Origin of the sequence: Candidatus Enterococcus leclercqii (assembly GCF_009933135.1) — a bacterium.
GTDB classification, from domain to species: domain Bacteria; phylum Bacillota; class Bacilli; order Lactobacillales; family Enterococcaceae; genus Enterococcus_C; species Enterococcus_C leclercqii.
The window spans coordinates 1-18,562 of the sequence record NZ_MAEH01000007.1 but is presented as its reverse complement, the minus strand read 5'-3'; the positions used below and the strand labels follow the sequence as shown (position 1 = coordinate 18,562).

The following is an 18,562-nucleotide window of genomic DNA, read 5'->3' as shown; positions in this document are numbered from 1 at the left end:
CACGCAAGTTGAACCGTTACGAGAATACGTAACGGTTTTTTGTTGTCCTTATTTTGAAAAATCGTCTAATCATCGTCCTCCAAAACGGAAACTACCAAATGTGAGCCACAAACAAAAGAGAAGGCACTTCCATTAAAAACAGTAGAAGTGCCTTCTCTTTTCAAGTTATTTACTTTTTCTCTCTATACGTATGGTAATGCGCCTTCTGTTGACTTTGTCACAAGGATTATCGCAACTATTTTGTAGCATGTATCTCTTGCTTAGTTGATGAAACCTTTGCTATTTACCACTTAGCGGTGGAGCGTTAATCAAGCATCAATCAGTCAAGAGGAAGACGAAGCGGCATCCGTATCGGAACAGCGTGAAGGGAGGAGGCGATTCACGAGAATAGCGATGAACATTCCGATGAAACTGTCCAAGACCCGATTAAAGGCGTAAAAATAAGATTCATGAGGTGGAATCATAAAGAGAATGGTCAATAAGGTGGCACACGCACCCACTGTTCCCTCATGATAATCAAAGTGGGCGAGCAAGGCGATAATCAGCATGATTACAAGGGGAATGGCGATGAGTTGAACCAATTGGCCTTGACCAAATGTATGAAAGATAAAAATACAAAGCATAGAAGCCAGTGCACCGAATGTATTCCCCATGATGCGGTGTTTGCCATAGCGCAATGTGTTGATATGGTCTTCTCGCAAGGTGAAAACAGCTGTGATACAGGCAACGACATAAGTTTCTCGCTGTAACAGAAAGCTCAGCAGGATACAGATAAAGACACTGACCCCAGTCTTGATATTGCGAAAGCCAAAACGCAGGCCCAAAATTTCCATGGCTGTCATCCCTTCTTTTTACTATTTAAACATAAACTTTCTCTTACAAAAAAAGAGCAGTGGACCCGCAAGCCCGCTGCTGCAACTCTATTTAGTATAACGAGTGGAACTATTGGCTGTCAATCCCCACTGTAATCGGAGTAGGAGGGGCCGTTAACTTTCAATTCAATCTGTTCTTCTTCTGAAAGCTGTTGATAGATATCTGATTCAGTTAAAAAACGTTTCCAGTCCTTTGTGATCATCTGATTTAAGGCGTCTACATTTGGATGTTCCCAAACTTCGATAACTTGGCCGTCTTCTTGAATGAACTGACCATTATTATTGGTAGGGCGATTTTTTAATTCTTCTAAATTATGATTCTTGGCAAAATGTTTTTCCCATTCCTTACGCAGTTTTTCCAACATCATACGCACGCTCCTATTCTAATTGTGTTTGTAGACTGTCCCTATAAGTCAGGTCACTGTGGGAGCAGCTTTTTCTAACAGTCCTTCGTTAGAAGTGTAACACTGATTACCAAGAGTTGAAAATGATATGACACGAATAGCTAGCGACACCAATCGAGGGAAAATTTAGCTGTTTATGTTAGACTGAAGGGGAAGAAACGAGGGAAAAATATGGAAAAAATCACATTGATTCATACCAATGATCTGCATTCACATTTGGAAAACTGGCCAAAAATCCGTCGTTATATAGATCAGCGGCAGCGAGAGATCAAAGAAAAAGGCAATAGTGTTATCACAGTAGATTTGGGAGATTTTGTGGACCGTTGGCATCCTTTGACAGAGGCAACCAATGGGCAAGCAAATATTCGCCTGATGAATCAAGTACACTACGATGCGGCTACGATTGGCAACAATGAAGGAACCGGCAACTCCAAGCGAGACTTGGATCATTTATACGACACAGCCAACTTTGACGTTTTATTGGCTAACCTTTATGACAATAAGACCTTGCAATTGCCGCAATGGTGCCGCCCTTACAAAGTGATTACCACAGGTCAAGGGACAAAAGTCGGGCTGATCGCTATGACTGCACCTTTCCCGCTGACTTATGCACCCAATGGTTGGGATATCCGCAATCCAATGGAAATCCTGCCACAGTTAACCGCGCGATTGAAAAAAGAAGTGGATGTGTTGGTTTTGATGAGCCACTTGGGGGTAGTGGATGATGTAGAAATTGCTCAGCAGCTGCCTGCCGTTGATGTGATTTTGGGTTCCCACACCCATCATCTGTTTCCGGAAGGGAAGATGGAGAATGGGGTCCAATTAGCTGCCGCTGGAAAATTTGGTCAATACATTGGCGAGGTGCGTCTTTACGTGGACGAGAACCATCAACTTACTGCTACCAAGGCACGGACGATTGCTACCGCTGATTTGACAGTCTTTCCCGAAGATGAAGAAGAGATTAACGGCTATCTTGAGGAAGGCCACCGATTATTGCGGAGTCAAGAGGTGGCTGTTTTATCCCATCCGTTGACCCTGGGTCCAGAAGATGAATTTCCCTTTATCAAGACAGCTTTAGAGGCAGTCAAAGTTCGGGGGCAAACAGAGGTGGCAGTGTTGAACAGTGGCTTGTTTTTGACTCCTCTGGCTAACGGAAAAGTCGATCAGGATATGCTTCATCAGGCATTGCCTCATCCGATGCATTTGATTCGAGTAACATTAAAGGGCTCTGATGTTGAACGAATGGTGTTGGAAATGGAGAAAAACCGCGGTTTCTTGCGCCGGTTTCCTATTTTAGGAATGGGTTTTCGGGGAAAAATTTTCGGTGAAATCGTCTATGCAGGCATTGAATATGACCGAGTGAACCATCAAGTCTTTTGGCTAGGACGTCCGCTGGATCCCCTGCGAGAATATACCTTCACTACAGTCGATCATTTTATGTTTGTTCCCTTCTTTCCCACAATCGAGATCATGGGCCGCTATGAATTTTTGTTTCCTGAATTCATTCGCTCGGTGGTGGCCAGCTATTTGCACAGTCACTATCCATTGACCTGAAAACAAGGTATAATGGAGGGCAGGTATGATTTTTGAAAAAAGGCGATACCAGTGATTCCAAGCACTGTTGAACGCCAATTTTCAACATACTTCAGCAGACAAATGACAGCCGTCGTGAATACAGTAAGCCACTTGATTTGTTCGGGTAGCTGATAGCTGACGGCGGCTTTTGGATAATCTACAGGTGGTGGAAAAATGACCAGTAACAAACAGGAAGAACAAAAAGAGAAGAGCCTTTCAGAAGAGCTGACACAGGTTTTGGAAGAAGTTGCAACAGAGGATACAGAAGCTGTCAAACCGCTCAAAGGAGAGCCTGTAACGATTTTAAACGAAACCGACCTCATGATTGGGGAACGGGAATACAAGCTGGTGGCTGATCATCGAGAAGGCTTCAATGCGGAAAAATTGGGGGAGCGCTTCAGTGATGTATTGGCTCGTTACGATTATATCGTTGGGGACTGGGGATATGAGCAACTCCGTTTGAAGGGCTTTTTTGAGGCAGACGACCGTAAAGCTTTGCCAGAGCAGCGAATTGATACATTGGAAGACTATTTATATGAATTCTGTAACTTTGGTTGTGCCTATTTTGTTATTAAACGAATCGGCGGTAAGCGGGAGAAGACTTCCAACCGTCGTCGTCGCAAACGGACAGGCAGAGAGGACTATGATTCTCAAGAAGCAGCTTTTCAAGCAAGCGAGACCGGAATGGAACCTGGCGAAAAAAATAGCGGTCAAACTTCTGGCAACAGCCAAAATCGCAACAGCCGGGATCGCCGCCGAAGCAATCGCAGCAACAGCCAGAACAATACCCGCAACAAAGGTGGCAACGCGGATCAGAAGAAACGTCGTAACCCGCAATCTGAAGGACAAGCCCATATCGAAGAACGCCGGGAGCCACTGGCTAAAAAGCGTAAACCAGTAATCAAGAGTCGTCAGGAGAAACAACCTGAGACAGCTGCAAATAAAAGCCAACCCGCCGCTAGTAAAGGTGGCAAAAAGGGTGGCTATACTATTAGAAAACGGGAAGAGTAGATAACGTGAAGTATACAGGCTATTTGATTGATTTAGACGGAACAATCTATCGAGGCAGCGAGCCAATCCCAGCCGGCAAACGGTTTGTGGAGGCTTTGCAACAGCGGCAACTGCCTTTTCTATTTGTCACTAACAATACGACCCGCGCACCAGAAACTGTTCAAAAGCGTTTAGCAGAGGTCTTTGATATTCATGTTGCTGCTGAAACGATTTATACAGCCAGTTTGGCGACAATCGACTATATGAAAGATGATGGCCGTGGAAAAAAAGTCTTTGTTATCGGAGAAGCCGGTCTCATCGACTTGATTTTGGCTGCCGGCTTTGTCTGGGAAGAGCTCAATCCGGATTATGTCGTGGTTGGATTAGATACTGAAGTCACCTACGAAAAAGTGGTGACAGCGACATTGGCAATTCAACGAGGAGCAACTTTTATTGGCACCAACCCGGACAAAAACATTCCGACTGAACGTGGCTTGTTGCCAGGCGCAGGTTCTTTGATCAGCTTTGTGGAAACTGCCACCCAGACTAAACCTGTCTATATCGGTAAACCGCAGGCAGTTATTATGGATAAAGCAGTGGCACACTTGGGGCTGCCGAAAGAACAGGTTCTGATGGTGGGGGACAACTACGAGACCGATATTCGCTCAGGAATTGATAATGGCATTGATTCGCTATTGGTGCTTTCCGGCTTCACACCGAAAGACGCCGTGCCGGGACTACCAATTCCGCCGACTTACGTAGTGGATTCATTGGACGAATGGAATTTTGACCGATGAAAAGGGCAGGTGAAACACGTCAAGAAACCGCTAGTGCACAAGAACAAGACTCTTTAATTCTTGAAAAAAGACCGCTTTCTCCCGGTAAGCGGCGAATCCTAGAACTATTGGGATTGACTAGTTTGTTTTTAGCGCTGATTTCCTTGGCAATCGCAATCACCATCAATTTTCGACCGTTATATGTGTTTGATATCAGCCATTTGAATATCCTTGACTGGGTGGACATGAGCAAAGAAACGCTGTTGAAAAACTTCGATCAGTTGATGGCTTTTTTGAACAATCCATTCAACCAGACATTGGCATTACCGGACTTTCCTATGTCGGCAGCTGGAAGAGGCCATTTTGTGGATGTCAAAAAGTTGTTTCTATTGGATTATGGGGTGTTATTAGTCACCATCCTGCCAGCCATTTTTTATCTGCGGCATTTGCAAAAGAGTGCCCGTTTGTATAAATTGGTCCGACCCTTTCAGTGGGGCATGGGGTTACCAGTGGTCTTAGGCGCGCTTATGGCAGTGGGTTTTGATACTTTCTTTGTGAAATTTCATGAACTATTTTTTGCCAATGACGACTGGTTGTTCGATCCTGCGACTGATCCAATCATTAACGTGCTGCCGGAAGCGTATTTTATGCATTGTTTTATTTTGGCCTTCCTATTGCTTGAGCTGTTCTTTTTGGTAATGGTAATCATCGGCCGACGCTCCCTTAAAAGATAAAAAAGTGATGGGGCTGTGAGAATCGTCTAGCCAACCTCCTCCGAAGCGGACAATAGCAAACGTGAGACCTCAAAAGCCGACGATCTTCCATTAAAATCAGTGGAAGATCGTCGGCTTTTCATTGTTAAAAAATTTCAAACGCTAACTAACCTTGATTTCATCAAGGGAAGTCAGCCTAATTCACTTCTCTTTACACGGATGGTAGTGTTTCTTCTACGATTTTGAGACAGGAACTGTCGCAATTATTTGCTAACCTATATATTCTTGCCTTGTTGTTGAAACCTGCATCATCCACCACTTAGAAATGATTGATGTCATAGTCCAACTGTTTTTTATAGCTTAGGGTTCCTGGTTGTAAATTTGAGAAGAGTAAAAGCTTTCTGATGTTAGCAGGTCCTTTTTGAAAAAGCACTGTCTGTAAGCTCCTTGAAGCAGATGATTATTGTACGATGTAACGGGATTTTGCGGGATGGGAGTGAGCTAGACGACTAGCTGCCGCCGCTGCGATGGCACCGACGATATCATCGAGAAAAGTATGAACGTTTTTGCCGTCGTGACTGTTTAGGTCAGCTAGAATCCCCGGTTTAACTTTGTCGATATAACCATAGTTGGTGAAGCCAATCGTGCCGTAAACGTTGACGATGGAAAGAGCAAGAATTTCATCAATGCCGTAGAGTCCTTCATCTTCAGCTACGATTTCTTGTAGTGGGGCCAACAATTCGCCCTTTTCTGCCAAGATATCCAGCTGAATTCCTGTCAAAATGGTGTTGTGAACTTCTCGTTTGGTTAAGACAGCGTCCACAGACTCGATACATTCTTCAATTGTGATGTCTTTGATATAGTCTTTTTGTAGGAAGTAAACCAGTTCACCGATGTCTTTTAAGGTCACACCACGGCTGGTTAATAGCTCCCGGGCTTTTTCTTCCAGTGTTTTTGTTTCAATTACCATAGTTGATTCCTCCAAATCTTGAGTCGGAGCAAAGAGGTATGAGGGCTTTTACACAGGGTGCTCCGTTTAAATTATTTTTGGCAACAGGGAAGTTTCTAGTATCCCCGCAGCAAAACTGCAAACACTTACACCTGTTTATGGTAACACATTTCATTTCTTTTGAAAAATAATGGCTCACAATAAACGAACTAAAAAATGTTTTGATAAACCGGCTTGCAAACTGCTGCGAGCCGGTTTTATCTATGATTCGTTGTTTTTCAATTTGAATCTGGTAGTTGGGCAAACAGGCTGGTGGAATGTCCTGGATGCAACCGGTTGGCAGGGTTCAAATAGTAAAGCGCATTGTTGACCGCGGTAGGTGCTTCGCCAAAGCCGGCAGCAATGAGCTTAACTTTACCCTGATAGGAAACAATGTCACCACAGGCATAGACACCAGGAAGGGAGGTACTCATGTCAGAAGCCACCGCAATGCCTCGCCGGTCCCCTTCAAGCTGCCAGTTACTAAGGTCGAGATCAGTCGTAAAACCGTAGCTCACCAGCAACCGATCACAAGATAAGTTTTGGCTCTCACCAGTTTTGGGATGTGTGATGGTCAAGGCGGATAAGTCTTCTTCACCAGAGAGGGCGCTGATGACATAAGGGGTAGCGATGGTGATTTCCGGATGTGCTTTGACTTGCTCCAGGGTGTGTTCATGGCCGCGGAAAGTATCCCGACGATGGACGATTGTCACCGAAGCTGCGACTGGTGCCAGCATCAGTGCCCAATCCAGGGCTGAGTCACCACCACCGGCAATCACGACTTTTTTGCCAGCATAGGCCATCACATCAGTTACGAAATAATCGATGCCGTGGCCTTCAAACTTCTCTGCTTCCGCAAGTTTCAGTTGCCGCGGAGCAAAAGAGCCATTTCCCAATGCCAAAACCAGCGAGCGGGTATAGTGGGTCTCCTTGTCAGTAGTTAGAGTGATCAAACCATCAGGTGCTGTTTGGATAGTCGTGACCTTTTGTTCCAATGCGTAACTGTGGGAGAAGGTGGCTAGTTGACGTTTCAAATTAGCTACCAGATCCCCAGCTTTAATCTGTTCATAACCGGGGATATCATAGATCATCTTTTCCGGATAAAGTGCAGCCAATTGTCCCCCCAATTGCGGCAGGCTGTCGATGATCTTAGTTTTTGCTTGGCGCATGCCGGCATAAAAACCGGCAAACATCCCCGCAGGTCCCGCCCCAACAATAGTAATATCATATATGTCCATGCAAATTCCTCGCATTCTTTAAAATAAGTAAGTACCAATTCGACTGACAACTATTTCTGTCAAAAATAGTCCCGTCAGCTTTTAATCAGCAGAAGCAACGGCAAGAAAGTCGTTGAGTGAGAATAGTTCTCAGTCGCTAACTGGCATTATAACAAACCAAGTGGCAAACGAACAGTTTTCTGCTATCATATTAATTGAAAGAGAAGGATGCTGGTGAAAAATTGGGACAAGATGTGCCTTTTCACCATATTTGTCAGTAACCCTTTCTTAACAAAATCTATATCCCTATCAAAAGGAGTGACAGTCATGTCTCAATTTCCACAACTTTCATTAAAAGAACAAACTGGCCACAAAGCGCTGATCAAAACCAATCGCGGCAATATTTTGGTGCAGCTGTTTCCGGAATTGGCACCTCGCACAGTTGAAAACTTTGAAACCCTAGTCAAAAAAGGATACTACGATGGTGTGATTTTCCACCGAGTGATTCCTGATTTCATGATTCAAGGTGGCGATCCTACCGGTACTGGTATGGGGGGCGAAAGCGCATTTGGTGGTACTTTTGAAGATGAATTTTCAAAAGAACTTTTCAATGTTCGCGGCGCATTGTCAATGGCGAATGCCGGCCCTAATACTAACGGCAGCCAGTTCTTCATCGTTTCCAACCAAAACGTTCCTGGAAATATGTTGGGACAGCTGGAAGGTGCAGGTTATCCTTCTGAAGTTATCGAAGCTTACAAAGAAGGCGGGACACCTTGGTTGGACTTCCGTCATACTGTTTTTGGCCATGTGATTGAAGGCATGGATGTCGTTGATGAGATTCAAAACGTACAACGGGGCCCACAAGATCGTCCGGTACATGATGTAGTCATCGAAGGCATCGAGCTCTTAGAAGATTAATTTGTCATTTGGCAAATTGAAGAGACCGTGACACCAGTTCTGTCATTCTCTTTTGAAACAAACATTACCATAGGTGAGGAAAAGACAAGTAACTTCCATTGAAAAATAGTGGAAGGCACTTGTCTTTTTGTTGTTAAAAATTTCAAAGGCTGACTAATCTTGATTTTATCAAGCCAAGTCCATATCATTTGCTTTTCTTTGAGCGATAGTCAGGTTTCTTAGATACAGTAATAGTCGCAACTATCTTCTTGTTTCAGAGGTTGAACTGTTTAGTAGGTACTATTCAGAAATGATTGCGGGCAGACTTTCTTGTTTGGCGATAAGTAAGGCCGACGATCAGAAGAGAATCGTCGGCCAAAAAAGTGGGATTTGATTTGTAGGAGCTAGCTAATCCAGCACTTGCCAGCTGCGTTCTTTGTCGAAATAGGCAGCTTCATTTTGCGCATTGGTGACTATCGCTTGTGGATATTTCAAAACTTTCAACAAAGCGATGGCATTGCGGCTGACTGCTGGACCGTCTTTCACTTTGTAACTGAAGGTCACACCATCTTCATCAGTTACTGTCTCTTCAAAATGGCGGTTGGCACATTTGTTTTTCAAAATCTCAGTCAGCTCGATATCATGAGTTGCCACAAAGGCCAGACTGGGATGTTCTGCAATCCAAGCCACGACACTGGAAGAAGCGGCAATCCGCTCTACCGTATTAGTTCCTTTTAAGATTTCGTCAATGAAACAGTAGCAGCGGACATCGGTAGCGACTAAATCCAGTAACCGCTTGATGGATTTGGTCTCGGCGATGAAGTAGCTGTCCCCTTCAAAAATATTGTCCTCGACAGCCATGGAGGTAATGACATGACCCGCTTGCAGAGTGAAACTTTCCGCAACAGCGGTATTGATGGTTTGAGACAGGATACAACTGATAGCGATGGCCTTGACATAAGTGGACTTCCCAGAGGCATTGGAGCCGGTAATCAGCGTGTTTTTCTGCCAGTCTACCGGATTGACAATGGCTCCGTTTACCAGTGGATGATACACCGATTCAGCGGTGACTGCCCCTTCGCGAAATTCCGGAATACAGCTGAGGGGCATGTAGGTACGGAAATTTAAGACGGCAATCGCAACTTCTTGATTCCCCAAAAGTTCCCAGAGGTTGATCGCGTGTTGTGAATGGTGGGCGAGCTTTTTCAACACGAAATTATAAGCGATAAAAGGGATCATAAACATCATATTCAGATAGTCCATGATTAACTCCATTTCAGAAGCACCTTTGGGACGGAAAGAAAAACCCCAGGAAGCAATCCCTTTTAAAGGCTTTAGATTTTCTTTGATTGCCCCTTGGTCGGGAATCGGTTGTTTGGCGATTTTTTCTGCCAGAGCAATAGTTTGCACCAAGTAACGCATACTGTTGAGCTCAGTTTCCAACTCATTTTTTTTCATCATATAATAGATCACATTGATGACCATGGCACCTAAAAGCACGCCGATACCGATAAGCTGACCGAAGATCAAAAGCAAGATTCCGATAATCGGCAAGCAGCCCAAAAGGACAAAGAGCCAAAAATTCCCCAATTCTTTTTTGACACCATTGGCTAAATAATCTTTAGTGAAATTATTGTCTTGTTTACCGAGGCGGGCAAACAAATACTGGATATTTTCCCGAATTTGCGGGTTTTCCTGATAGTAGCGAATCAAGTCCTCGGTCTTATCCGCTTGTCCCAGATCAAAGTTGCGCAAGCGCTGATACAAGGCTTCTGATCCAACGCTGGAGTTCGTGGCATTGATCAGATCAAAGATGGCAAACATGTCCAGATCATACCAAGTCAGATCATCCACTTCGGAGTCTGACTGTCGGAAGCTTTTTTCAATTTGCCAAGCTTTCTTGAGGCTTTCTTCTTTGTCTAAGCGTGTTTGGTGAGGTTGCCGTCCCCAGCGATAACGCACCGTCTGCCGCAGCTTCTGCCGGCTGTAAAGGTCCAAGGCAATCAATAATAAAATAATCCCTATGATAACGATAACCGCAAATTGCAGTTCTTTCATATCCCTGATGCTCCCAACTATGATGGTTTTTCTGCCAGATATTCGTCGATACTGGTCAAGATGTGTTTTATTATATCTCGAAACCGCTGCTTTGGGGTCATTAAATAGAAATATCGCTGATTTTCTTCAGGCAGCTCTTGCCAAGAGAGGTCTTCTCGCACCGACAAGTTGGAAATGATGGCCTGACCCACTCCTTGGCTTAACAAAGACAGCAGCATTTCATTGTTGTTCACATGGACGAGGTGGGGATTCAAATTGTGGCGTTTCAGGTAGTTTTCATTGGCAAAACGCAAACCGGAATCATTTTCCCGCAACAACCAATAGGCAGACTGGGGATCTCCTGCTAAGACGAGCTGGTCTTGGTAAATGGCTTTCTGAGTTAGCAATTCACTGCGGACCGCTTTTTCGATAAAACCGATATCAGCTTTGTTTTGCTCCAATTGATGCACCACCTCTTCAGAATTCATCAACTGCAGCGAAAAATCCACGTGAGGATGGTGGTGGATCAAATAAGCAACGATTGCGGGAACGAAATAAACACCACAAGTGTGGGAACAAGCAATCGTACAGTGTTCTCGAAAGTTTTCTTTTTCTTGTAGCCGGGCCGTTGTATCTTGCCAGGTTTCCAAAATCTGTAGAGCTCGGGGATAAAAGAAGTCAGCTTCTTCGGTGGGCTGGATTTCTTGTTTGCCACTGCGGATGAACAGGCTGGTCTGTAGTTGTTCTTCCAACTTTTTGATCTGTAAGGAGATGGTGGGTTGAGATAAAAACAACTGTTGCGCTGCCTGCGTAAAATTACGGATTTCATAAACAGTGACGAAGGTTTTCAATAATTGAAACATGGACGTCCTCCTTAGTTAGTAATGGGTGATTGTTAGCTACAACTATTATATTTCTAAATAGTTTTTATTTAAACTATTTATTTCTCAAAAAGTTAGTGAGGGACTATACTGGACTTGTTTCAAAAAACAATCAGTTATATATGTTGAAGCAAGGCTGCTTATTTTTGTCTAATTATGAAAACAAAAGGAGAGAATTACATGAAAGAATTTCTGAAAATCGTTCCGATCCCCATGTGTGGATTGATTTTGGGACTGGCATCACTGGGCAATCTGGTCAAGGGATACGGCTATTTGGCGTTGGGAAATGGCATGGGAATCTGCGCAGGGCTACTGATGGTGTTGGTTTTGGCAAAGGTGGTATTAACCTTTAGTCACGCTAAAAAAGGCTTGGAAGATCCAATAGTAGCTTCAGTGGCACCGACATTTACGATGGCACTCATGGTTTTATGCACCTATTTGTTACAGATTGATGCTATTGCGTCTTATGTAAAATATCTGTGGTTTGTCGTGATTTTGATTCACTATGGCTTGATGGCTCTCTTTACCTTCCGCTTTTTGATCAAGCCATCGGTAAAATGGGAACATCTGTATCCTAGTTGGTTTATCGTTTACGTGGGACTGGGTGTGGTGGCTGTGACGAGTGGCAGCTTTTCCCCTGTTGTGGGACAGGTAAATTTTTGGATTGGTCTGTTTACTTATCTAGTGCTGCTGCCCTTCATCATCTATCGGGTTTTTAAAGTACAAAATATGCCTGATCCAACCCTGCCATTGATCACGATTATCGCGGCCCCCGGTTCATTGGAATTGACCGGCTACTTGAAAGCCTTTGACCATCCGCAATTTAGCTTAGTCCTATTGCTTTTGGTGCTGTCTCAAGTGTTGTATGGCTTCATTTGGACGCGAATCATTAAACTATTTTCATTACCATTTTATCCCAGCTATGCAGCTTTCACCTTTCCTTTGGTAATCTCGGCTTTTGCTGCGACAGAAGCTGCACATTTTTTTGCAGAATCAGGTTATGCTGCCGACTGGCTGAGGGTTTTGTCAGGAGTTGAAACAGTGATTGCCGGGGCTGTAGTCTTATTTGTTTTAGGTCATTATCTTAACTTCTTGCGCAAAGCAGTTGTGGATTTGCGGCGACAAGCTATGGAACTGAACTAAAAAAGTAGCGTTGCGCTTCCTCGCTGGTGGAGAACAAATAAGTGATACAGGTTGAATATCAAAAAGCTGAAAGCCAGTGGAAATTGGCTTCCAGCTTTTTTTGTTCAATTTATCAGAGCGCAAAAGACTTGCCAAGTTGAAATTATGAGCTGCCTCACGATTGGGCAGCCCGCTCTTTAAGAATTTCATAGATTTGTTTGACGTCTTGGTTAGTTCCGCGCAGTTCATAGTCTGCTAACAGGCTAGTGTTGAATTGCACGGCGTATTGTTTAGCTGTCAGACAGTACTGGCGGTTAAAGTTTTTATTACCGCTACCGACAATACCTAGACAGTGGGCGGCATTTTCCTGATAGTCGATGTATTCTCGCAGGCTTTCGGTTAAAATTTCTTGGTCACCGTTATCGACACCGTTGCCGCCTTCCAGATAAGTAGGGACGAAGACAAAGAAAGGAACGGCTTCTTCTTCAGGTAATGTATTGTCATCGATCTCTGTCAATTCGATTAGTGGTGCCGCTGAATTAGTAGCATGTTCGTTAGCAGCATATTCCTGCAATCGTTTAACAAAAGAGCGAGTATTGCCGGAGATAGAGATGTAAAGAATCTTAATCATAGCTTGGGCCTCCTGTATGGGTTGAAAAATCTCTTTCAACTTCTGATTATAGCATTTCAGATTTACAAGACACGTTTTTCTGCTCAACATTGAGCAAGTTGCTTGCTCTTAATAACAAGGATGTTATGCTGAAGAGGTGACCGAACAACTTGTTTCGGAATTTTTTAAAGAAGAGGGATAACATGATTCGCTATGCAGAAAAAAAAGACGCTCACGAAATCGCGCCGCTGATCCTAGTGATCTTGAAAGACATGGAATTGCCATTTGTGGCTCGTTATGGAGACGAACAAACGCTAGCGGTGTTAGAAGCAGGAATCGTGACAGAAGATTATCGCTACAGCTATCGACGCGCTTTAGTGGCTGAAATCGATGGGCAGGTTGCCGGCGTGGCTTTTGGCTATTCGGATAAAGCAGAAGCTCAAATCGACAAACCTTTGAAGCAGATTTTGACAACGCTGGGCCTTGATCCTGAGGAAAAACTATTCACTGATCCGGAGACGCTGCCGGGAGAATGGTACTTAGATACCATCAGTGTTTCGCCAGCTTTTCGAGGACATGGTGTGGGGACTCAATTGCTAGAAGCACTACCTCAAATCGCCCAACGTGACGGCGAAGAAGTGATTGGACTGTCGGTGGATCGACAAAATCCAGGTGCAAAACGGCTATATACCAGAATGGGCTATGAAACGGTAGCCGATACCGTGATTAGTGGTCATGACTATGAACACATGCAACGAAAGCTCTGAGCTTTAAAGAATGAAGTCGCCCCCGGAAACACACGTAGACAATAGCAGTAGAAAGGTTAGTCAGCCTTTGGATTTCTAAAAAGTAAAAGACGGCAATCTTCCACTTATTTAATGGAAGGTCGCCGTCTTTTGTTGGTTCATGTTTGGTAGTATTCCCTTTGTCAAAAGGAACATGGCCCTTGCCGCAGCCTTTTTCGAGGTCCTGTTTTTCCTCTTAATGGTGGGTGCGGTAGTAATGGTCGCACAGTGTATGGCCGACTTTTTCACCGGCATACCAAGACAATGCGACACTGGTGAATAGGTAAAGCAATGAGTCATAAAATTCGGGGCTGATAAAGCGCATCAGCGGGAATACAAAAGAAAACATCACTACCCCCACGACCAGACCAATCAGGCCGCAAAGAAACGCGGCATTGCCTTGATCGAATTCAGTCACGCCGTAATCTGGCAATACTTCTTCACCGCCGATAGCAATTGCGGGGATGTAGTAAGCAGATACCGGATCTTGCGGATTGAACTCGGCTTTTGTCAATGCGGTTTTACTACGTTCAGCTTTCTTTTGATATTCTGTTGGTTCCATGGATAAGGCCTCCTCAATAAATTGATGTGATATGTAGGTTTGAGGCAAAGAGAACAACGGCTCCTGTTTTTCCGTTCTCTCTTTAACCATTTTCACATCCATATTGTAACGCATATGAAAGCGGTTGTATAGTTTGTATACCGCTATTTATGTAAGATTAAAGATTCAGAAAATTCGTTGTTGTCCAAGAACTTTATGAAAAAATAGAGATAACAAATTTCATCCAAAAATATTTTTAGTATATACCGTTTTATTGGGGATTGCAGCTGTTTTCAGATGGAGGGGGAGAATGCTCGGATGCTTTGTATTAGTTCAATAACAACATGGGCTATACCAACTGCTTTTTTGGGTAGGAAATCGCGACAAGAATCTTTTTGAGGCATGTCAGGGGGCAAAAAAACACCTGCCTTTGACAGGCAGGTGGCGTGAAAAAAACAGTTGTGCAGTACATCGGGCCCTTTTTTGATCAATTACTAGGCAGAAAATGCCAATTGAGGTTACGATTGGCATCTTTTTTACGGTTGTACAACCAGTAGTCCATTACAGCAGCAATACAGATACACAAGGGGGCGTCTCGATCGTCAGAAACATCTAAGACATAGTAATCACCTGTTAAAAGAGAAGCCTTATCCATGGTCATCACAGTCTGATTAAAGTGATGGATACTGTAGCGATGATTGTAAATATCTCCTTGGACTGTCCAGTGAAGCTGTTGAATATAGTAAAAATCTCCCGGCCAGTTGAAAATCTTTTGCAAGGTGCCGACTTTTTTGAAATCTTCGTAGATCTCAAAGCGAGTACCAAAAGTAAAACTTACCTGCTTGATACTGGCGACTAACTGTCCGTCCATGGCATATAAGGAGAGAGCGTCTCCTTTAGTTCCCCAGCGGCCCACCAGCAGAAACAGAGACTTTCCGGCTTCATTTTTCACAATCGTCCGTGTGACACTGGAGAGTTGTTTGTCTTGAATGAAAAATTCCGACATTGCCGATGGCCTCCTTTACCGATTGTTTACTGCGACTGTCAGAGACTTGTTATTGAAGGCACGATTAAAGATCTTCTGCAATCGCGCGACGGATTGCTTTACCAACACCAGATTCTAAATAAGAGTCGGTGAGGTATTTGGCGTATTCTTTTAACTCAAGGTGGGCATTACCCATCGCAAAACTGACTCCTGCCAATTGGATCATGCTGACATCATTCAGATTGTCACCAATCGTCATGACATCTTTTAAGTCGATGCCGCGATCTTTGGCAATATGTGCAACTGCAATTCCTTTTTGTGCATTTTTGTGGTTGATTTCGATATTGTTGGTACCTGAAGAGGTAACTACCAAATCCCCATAACCGTCGATATCTGCAGCCACGGGACCCAATACAGCGGGGCCTTCTTTATGAAAGCAAATCAATTTTAAGACTTGCAGTCCCTTGTCTTGAATAGCAGTGCGAATGTCTGATACATAATGGATTGGCAATTGCTCCAGCTGAGCAGCAGTCATGGCAATGGCCATCTTGCGAGTTAGATGGGGCATCATTTCTGCAATGTGTTCAGCAAACAATTCAATCCGCTCTTCACGACTTTCGGAATAGAGCCCTTGATCGGTAAAGACTTCATAATAAATTTGTCGTTCTTCTAACAGATCCAAAATGGCGCTCGCTTTTTGATACTCAATAGGAACGGTAAAAAGTGAGTTTCCTTCTTCGTCGAAAACGTGCGCACCGTTCAATGTCACCATAGCACAGGTGATGCCGGCTGCTTTTAACGCAGGAAGTGCTTCGGGACGATTGCGTCCAGTGGCAACGATGAACTCGATGCCGCGGGCTTGTGCTTCTCTGATGGCAGCTGTATTTTCATCTGAAATTTGCATACTATTGTCCAGTAAGGTGCCGTCCATGTCGGAGGCGATTAATTTGATCATGTCATTTCCTCATTTTCTGCTTCGTTTCGGCTTGGGAGAATCCTCAGACCCAAGACCTCTCTGTCATCAGTTTACCACAAAATACGGAATGACTGACAGTTGGATTGTTTGGTCAAGCCAAGACAAAACAGCCAAAATGACGTACAATAATGCTGACAAAACAGCTGGCCGCACTTTTTTAAGATTTGTTTGCTACAGCGGACTAACAAAAGCACGCGGCAGGCAGTAAGTGGAGAGGATAAAACAGTGAAGACCATTATTCATAACAGTTGGCAGGAGATCTTGTCAGAAGAATTCACAAAGCCCTATTACTTAAAACTGCGGGAGTTTCTTAAACAGGAATACAGCAGTCAACGAATCCATCCGGACATGTATCATATTTTTTCGGCGTTGGAACTAACTCCCTATGAGAAAGTCAAAGTCGTAATCTTGGGGCAAGACCCGTATCATGGAGTAAATCAGGCGCATGGATTGTCTTTTTCAGTGCAGCCTGGAGTCAAAGTCCCGCCCTCACTACAAAACATTTATAAAGAGTTAGAGGATGATTTAGGTTATCCGCCAGTCGCGCATGGTAATCTGGTTTCGTGGGCCCAACAAGGCGTTTTGCTGTTAAACACTGTATTGACTGTGCGGGAAGGACAAGCTTATTCCCATCGTGGTCAAGGTTGGGAGCAGCTGACTGACAAAATCATTGAAGTCTTGAATCAACGGGAGCAGCCGATGGTCTTTATTCTTTGGGGCAAACCAGCGCAAGAAAAGCTCAAAATGATTGATCGAAAAAAACATGCCGTAATTATGGCACCCCATCCTAGCCCCTTGTCAGCGTACCGAGGATTTTTCGGCTCGCAGCCTTTTTCCAAAGCGAATGCTGCATTAGTGCAGTTTGGAGAAACACCGGTGAATTGGCAACTACCACAAGTTCCGGAACCTGTGTGATACAATAGTTAAGACTGTTATATCATAATGACCGAACTATGTGAAAAACGTAACGAAGATAAAGCTTTTTTTATGTAACAGCAAATTGAAACTGTTCTTTTTAAAAGGAATAGTGTATGATGAAATGGAAAATATCAGGCACTGATTCACAGCTTTTCTATGTTTTTGTGCCTTGCCAGTGACTAATTATCAGCCACGGCTATTAACCAAATGGAGGGTACTCAAGTGGAATTATTTGAAAGTTTGAAGTCCAAGATCTATGACAAAAAAATCCGCATCGCATTTCCGGAAGGGACTGAACCACGCATTTTAGGTGCAGTCGCTCGCTTAAAAGCAGATGGTCTGGTAGAACCAATCCTGATCGGTAACGTTGCAGAAGTCAAAGCAGCTGCAGAAGACCGCGGTGTGTCTGTTGACAACTTTGAGATCCTGGATCCAAACGATTATGCCAAATTCGATGAAATGGTAGCGGCTTTTGTCGAACGACGCAAAGGCAAAGCGACAGAAGAACAAGCCCGCGAGATCTTAAAAGATGTCAACTATTTCGGTACGATGTTGACTTATATGGGCATTACTGATGGTATGGTTTCTGGTGCGGTTCACTCAACTGGCGATACCGTTCGTCCAGCACTGCAAATCATTAAAACCAAACCAGGTGTCAGCCGGACAAGCGGTGCGTTTTTGATGGTTCGTGGTCGCGACCAAGAAAAATACCTGTTCTCTGATTGCGCAATCAATGTGAACCCTAATGCGCAAGAATTGGCTGAGATTGCCGTAGATTCCGCTAAAACAGCAGAATTGTTTGATATTGATCCTAAAGTGGCTATGTTGAGCTTCTCTACGAAAGGTTCTGCGAAAGCACCAGAAGTTGACAAAGTAGCAGAGGCAACTAAAATTGCACAAGAATTGGCGCCGGATTATTTGATCGATGGTGAACTTCAATTTGATGCTGCTTATGTGGCTGCCGTCGGTGCCTTGAAAGCACCTGAATCACCAGTAGCCGGAAAAGCAACAGTCTTTGTCTTTCCAGATTTGCAATCCGGAAATATCGGCTACAAGATTGCCCAACGTTTCGGTGGCTTTGAAGCGATTGGACCTATCTTACAAGGCTTGAATCAACCAGTTTCTGACTTGTCTCGTGGTGCCAATGAAGAGGATGTTTACAAACTGTCCATTATTACTGCAGCACAAGCCTTGAGCAACGAAAAATAATTTTTAACTGAAAGATCGCAGTCGGTATTCGTGTCGGCTGCGGTCTTTTTGGGTTCTACAATATTT

General features: G+C 44.0%; 18 protein-coding genes and 1 pseudogene. 9 read left to right on the top strand and 10 right to left on the bottom strand.

Annotated features, from left to right (window positions below; all coding sequences use genetic code 11):
• Positions 1-323 precede the first annotated feature (323 nt).
• Together BAU14_RS02060 and BAU14_RS02055 are read right to left on the bottom strand one after the other, a co-directional pair.
• Entirely contained in the window at positions 324-833 is a 510-nt protein-coding gene (locus BAU14_RS02060; RefSeq protein WP_161898420.1) for an FUSC family protein, read from the bottom strand.
• A gap of 119 nt (positions 834-952) precedes the next feature.
• Positions 953-1,240, bottom strand: a complete 288-nt coding sequence (locus tag BAU14_RS02055; RefSeq protein WP_161898419.1) for a hypothetical protein — start codon at positions 1,238-1,240, stop codon at positions 953-955.
• 207 nt (positions 1,241-1,447) lie between these two features.
• Here BAU14_RS02055 and BAU14_RS02050 point away from each other — a divergent pair, with 207 nt between their 5' ends.
• The 4 genes and pseudogenes from BAU14_RS02050 (at position 1,448) to BAU14_RS02035 (ending at position 5,351) form a co-directional block, all read left to right on the top strand.
• On the top strand, positions 1,448-2,830 hold the full coding sequence (locus BAU14_RS02050; RefSeq protein WP_161898418.1) for a bifunctional metallophosphatase/5'-nucleotidase: 1,383 nt from the start codon (positions 1,448-1,450) through the stop codon (positions 2,828-2,830).
• A gap of 195 nt (positions 2,831-3,025) precedes the next feature.
• Positions 3,026-3,478, top strand: a pseudogene (locus tag BAU14_RS14320) (YutD family protein); the annotation flags it as partial.
• A 389-nt stretch (positions 3,479-3,867) separates the two neighbouring features.
• Positions 3,868-4,638: a TIGR01457 family HAD-type hydrolase gene (locus tag BAU14_RS02040; protein WP_161898416.1), complete on the top strand. Its 771-nt coding sequence runs from the start codon at positions 3,868-3,870 to the stop codon at positions 4,636-4,638.
• A complete protein-coding gene (locus BAU14_RS02035; RefSeq protein ID WP_161898415.1) occupies positions 4,635-5,351 on the top strand; it encodes a TIGR01906 family membrane protein in 717 nt (238 codons plus the stop codon). Before BAU14_RS02040 ends, BAU14_RS02035 begins: the two co-directional genes overlap by 4 nt.
• Before the next feature lie 439 nt (positions 5,352-5,790).
• On the opposite strand, the gene BAU14_RS02030 is transcribed toward BAU14_RS02035, so the two are convergent.
• Positions 5,791-6,300, bottom strand: coding sequence for a phosphatidylglycerophosphatase A (locus tag BAU14_RS02030; RefSeq protein ID WP_161898414.1), 510 nt, complete (start codon positions 6,298-6,300; stop codon positions 5,791-5,793).
• Positions 6,301-6,557: 257 nt separating this feature from the next.
• Complete coding sequence (locus tag BAU14_RS02025; RefSeq protein ID WP_161898413.1) at positions 6,558-7,556, bottom strand: NAD(P)/FAD-dependent oxidoreductase; 999 nt, start codon at positions 7,554-7,556, stop codon at positions 6,558-6,560.
• Positions 7,557-7,862: 306 nt separating this feature from the next.
• Between BAU14_RS02025 and BAU14_RS02020 the strand changes: the two genes are divergently transcribed.
• Positions 7,863-8,453: a peptidylprolyl isomerase gene (locus tag BAU14_RS02020; protein WP_161898412.1), complete on the top strand. Its 591-nt coding sequence runs from the start codon at positions 7,863-7,865 to the stop codon at positions 8,451-8,453.
• Positions 8,454-8,840: 387 nt separating this feature from the next.
• On the opposite strand, the gene BAU14_RS02015 is transcribed toward BAU14_RS02020, so the two are convergent.
• Together BAU14_RS02015 and BAU14_RS02010 are read right to left on the bottom strand one after the other, a co-directional pair.
• On the bottom strand, positions 8,841-10,490 hold the full coding sequence (locus BAU14_RS02015) for a MutS-related protein (RefSeq protein WP_161898411.1): 1,650 nt from the start codon (positions 10,488-10,490) through the stop codon (positions 8,841-8,843).
• A 17-nt stretch (positions 10,491-10,507) separates the two neighbouring features.
• Positions 10,508-11,332, bottom strand: coding sequence for a LysR family transcriptional regulator (locus BAU14_RS02010; RefSeq protein ID WP_161898410.1), 825 nt, complete (start codon positions 11,330-11,332; stop codon positions 10,508-10,510).
• Positions 11,333-11,530: 198 nt separating this feature from the next.
• On the opposite strand from BAU14_RS02010, the gene BAU14_RS02005 reads away from it, so the two are divergent.
• Positions 11,531-12,493, top strand: coding sequence for a TDT family transporter (locus tag BAU14_RS02005; protein WP_161898409.1), 963 nt, complete (start codon positions 11,531-11,533; stop codon positions 12,491-12,493).
• 154 nt (positions 12,494-12,647) lie between these two features.
• Here BAU14_RS02005 and nrdI read toward each other — a convergent pair whose 3' ends face one another.
• A complete protein-coding gene (gene nrdI / locus BAU14_RS02000; RefSeq protein ID WP_161898421.1) occupies positions 12,648-13,100 on the bottom strand; it encodes a class Ib ribonucleoside-diphosphate reductase assembly flavoprotein NrdI in 453 nt (150 codons plus the stop codon).
• Positions 13,101-13,285: 185 nt separating this feature from the next.
• Here nrdI and BAU14_RS01995 point away from each other — a divergent pair, with 185 nt between their 5' ends.
• The gene (locus tag BAU14_RS01995; protein WP_161898408.1) at positions 13,286-13,849 is read left to right on the top strand and encodes a GNAT family N-acetyltransferase; all 564 of its coding nucleotides are present in this window, start codon (positions 13,286-13,288) and stop codon (positions 13,847-13,849) included.
• A 214-nt stretch (positions 13,850-14,063) separates the two neighbouring features.
• Here BAU14_RS01995 and BAU14_RS01990 read toward each other — a convergent pair whose 3' ends face one another.
• The 3 genes from BAU14_RS01990 to BAU14_RS01980 form a co-directional block, all read right to left on the bottom strand.
• Positions 14,064-14,429, bottom strand: a complete 366-nt coding sequence (locus BAU14_RS01990; protein WP_161898407.1) for a hypothetical protein — start codon at positions 14,427-14,429, stop codon at positions 14,064-14,066.
• 466 nt (positions 14,430-14,895) lie between these two features.
• On the bottom strand, positions 14,896-15,414 hold the full coding sequence (locus BAU14_RS01985; RefSeq protein WP_161898406.1) for an LURP-one-related/scramblase family protein: 519 nt from the start codon (positions 15,412-15,414) through the stop codon (positions 14,896-14,898).
• A 64-nt stretch (positions 15,415-15,478) separates the two neighbouring features.
• Positions 15,479-16,348 carry a Cof-type HAD-IIB family hydrolase gene (locus tag BAU14_RS01980; protein WP_161898405.1) on the bottom strand — a complete coding sequence of 290 codons (870 nt, stop codon included), beginning with the start codon at positions 16,346-16,348 and terminating at the stop codon, positions 15,479-15,481.
• Positions 16,349-16,594: 246 nt separating this feature from the next.
• Between BAU14_RS01980 and BAU14_RS01975 the strand changes: the two genes are divergently transcribed.
• The gene (locus BAU14_RS01975) at positions 16,595-17,284 is read left to right on the top strand and encodes a uracil-DNA glycosylase (RefSeq protein ID WP_161898404.1); all 690 of its coding nucleotides are present in this window, start codon (positions 16,595-16,597) and stop codon (positions 17,282-17,284) included.
• Positions 17,285-17,509: 225 nt separating this feature from the next.
• The gene (pta, locus tag BAU14_RS01970) at positions 17,510-18,496 is read left to right on the top strand and encodes a phosphate acetyltransferase (protein ID WP_161898403.1); all 987 of its coding nucleotides are present in this window, start codon (positions 17,510-17,512) and stop codon (positions 18,494-18,496) included.
• Positions 18,497-18,562 lie beyond the last annotated feature (66 nt).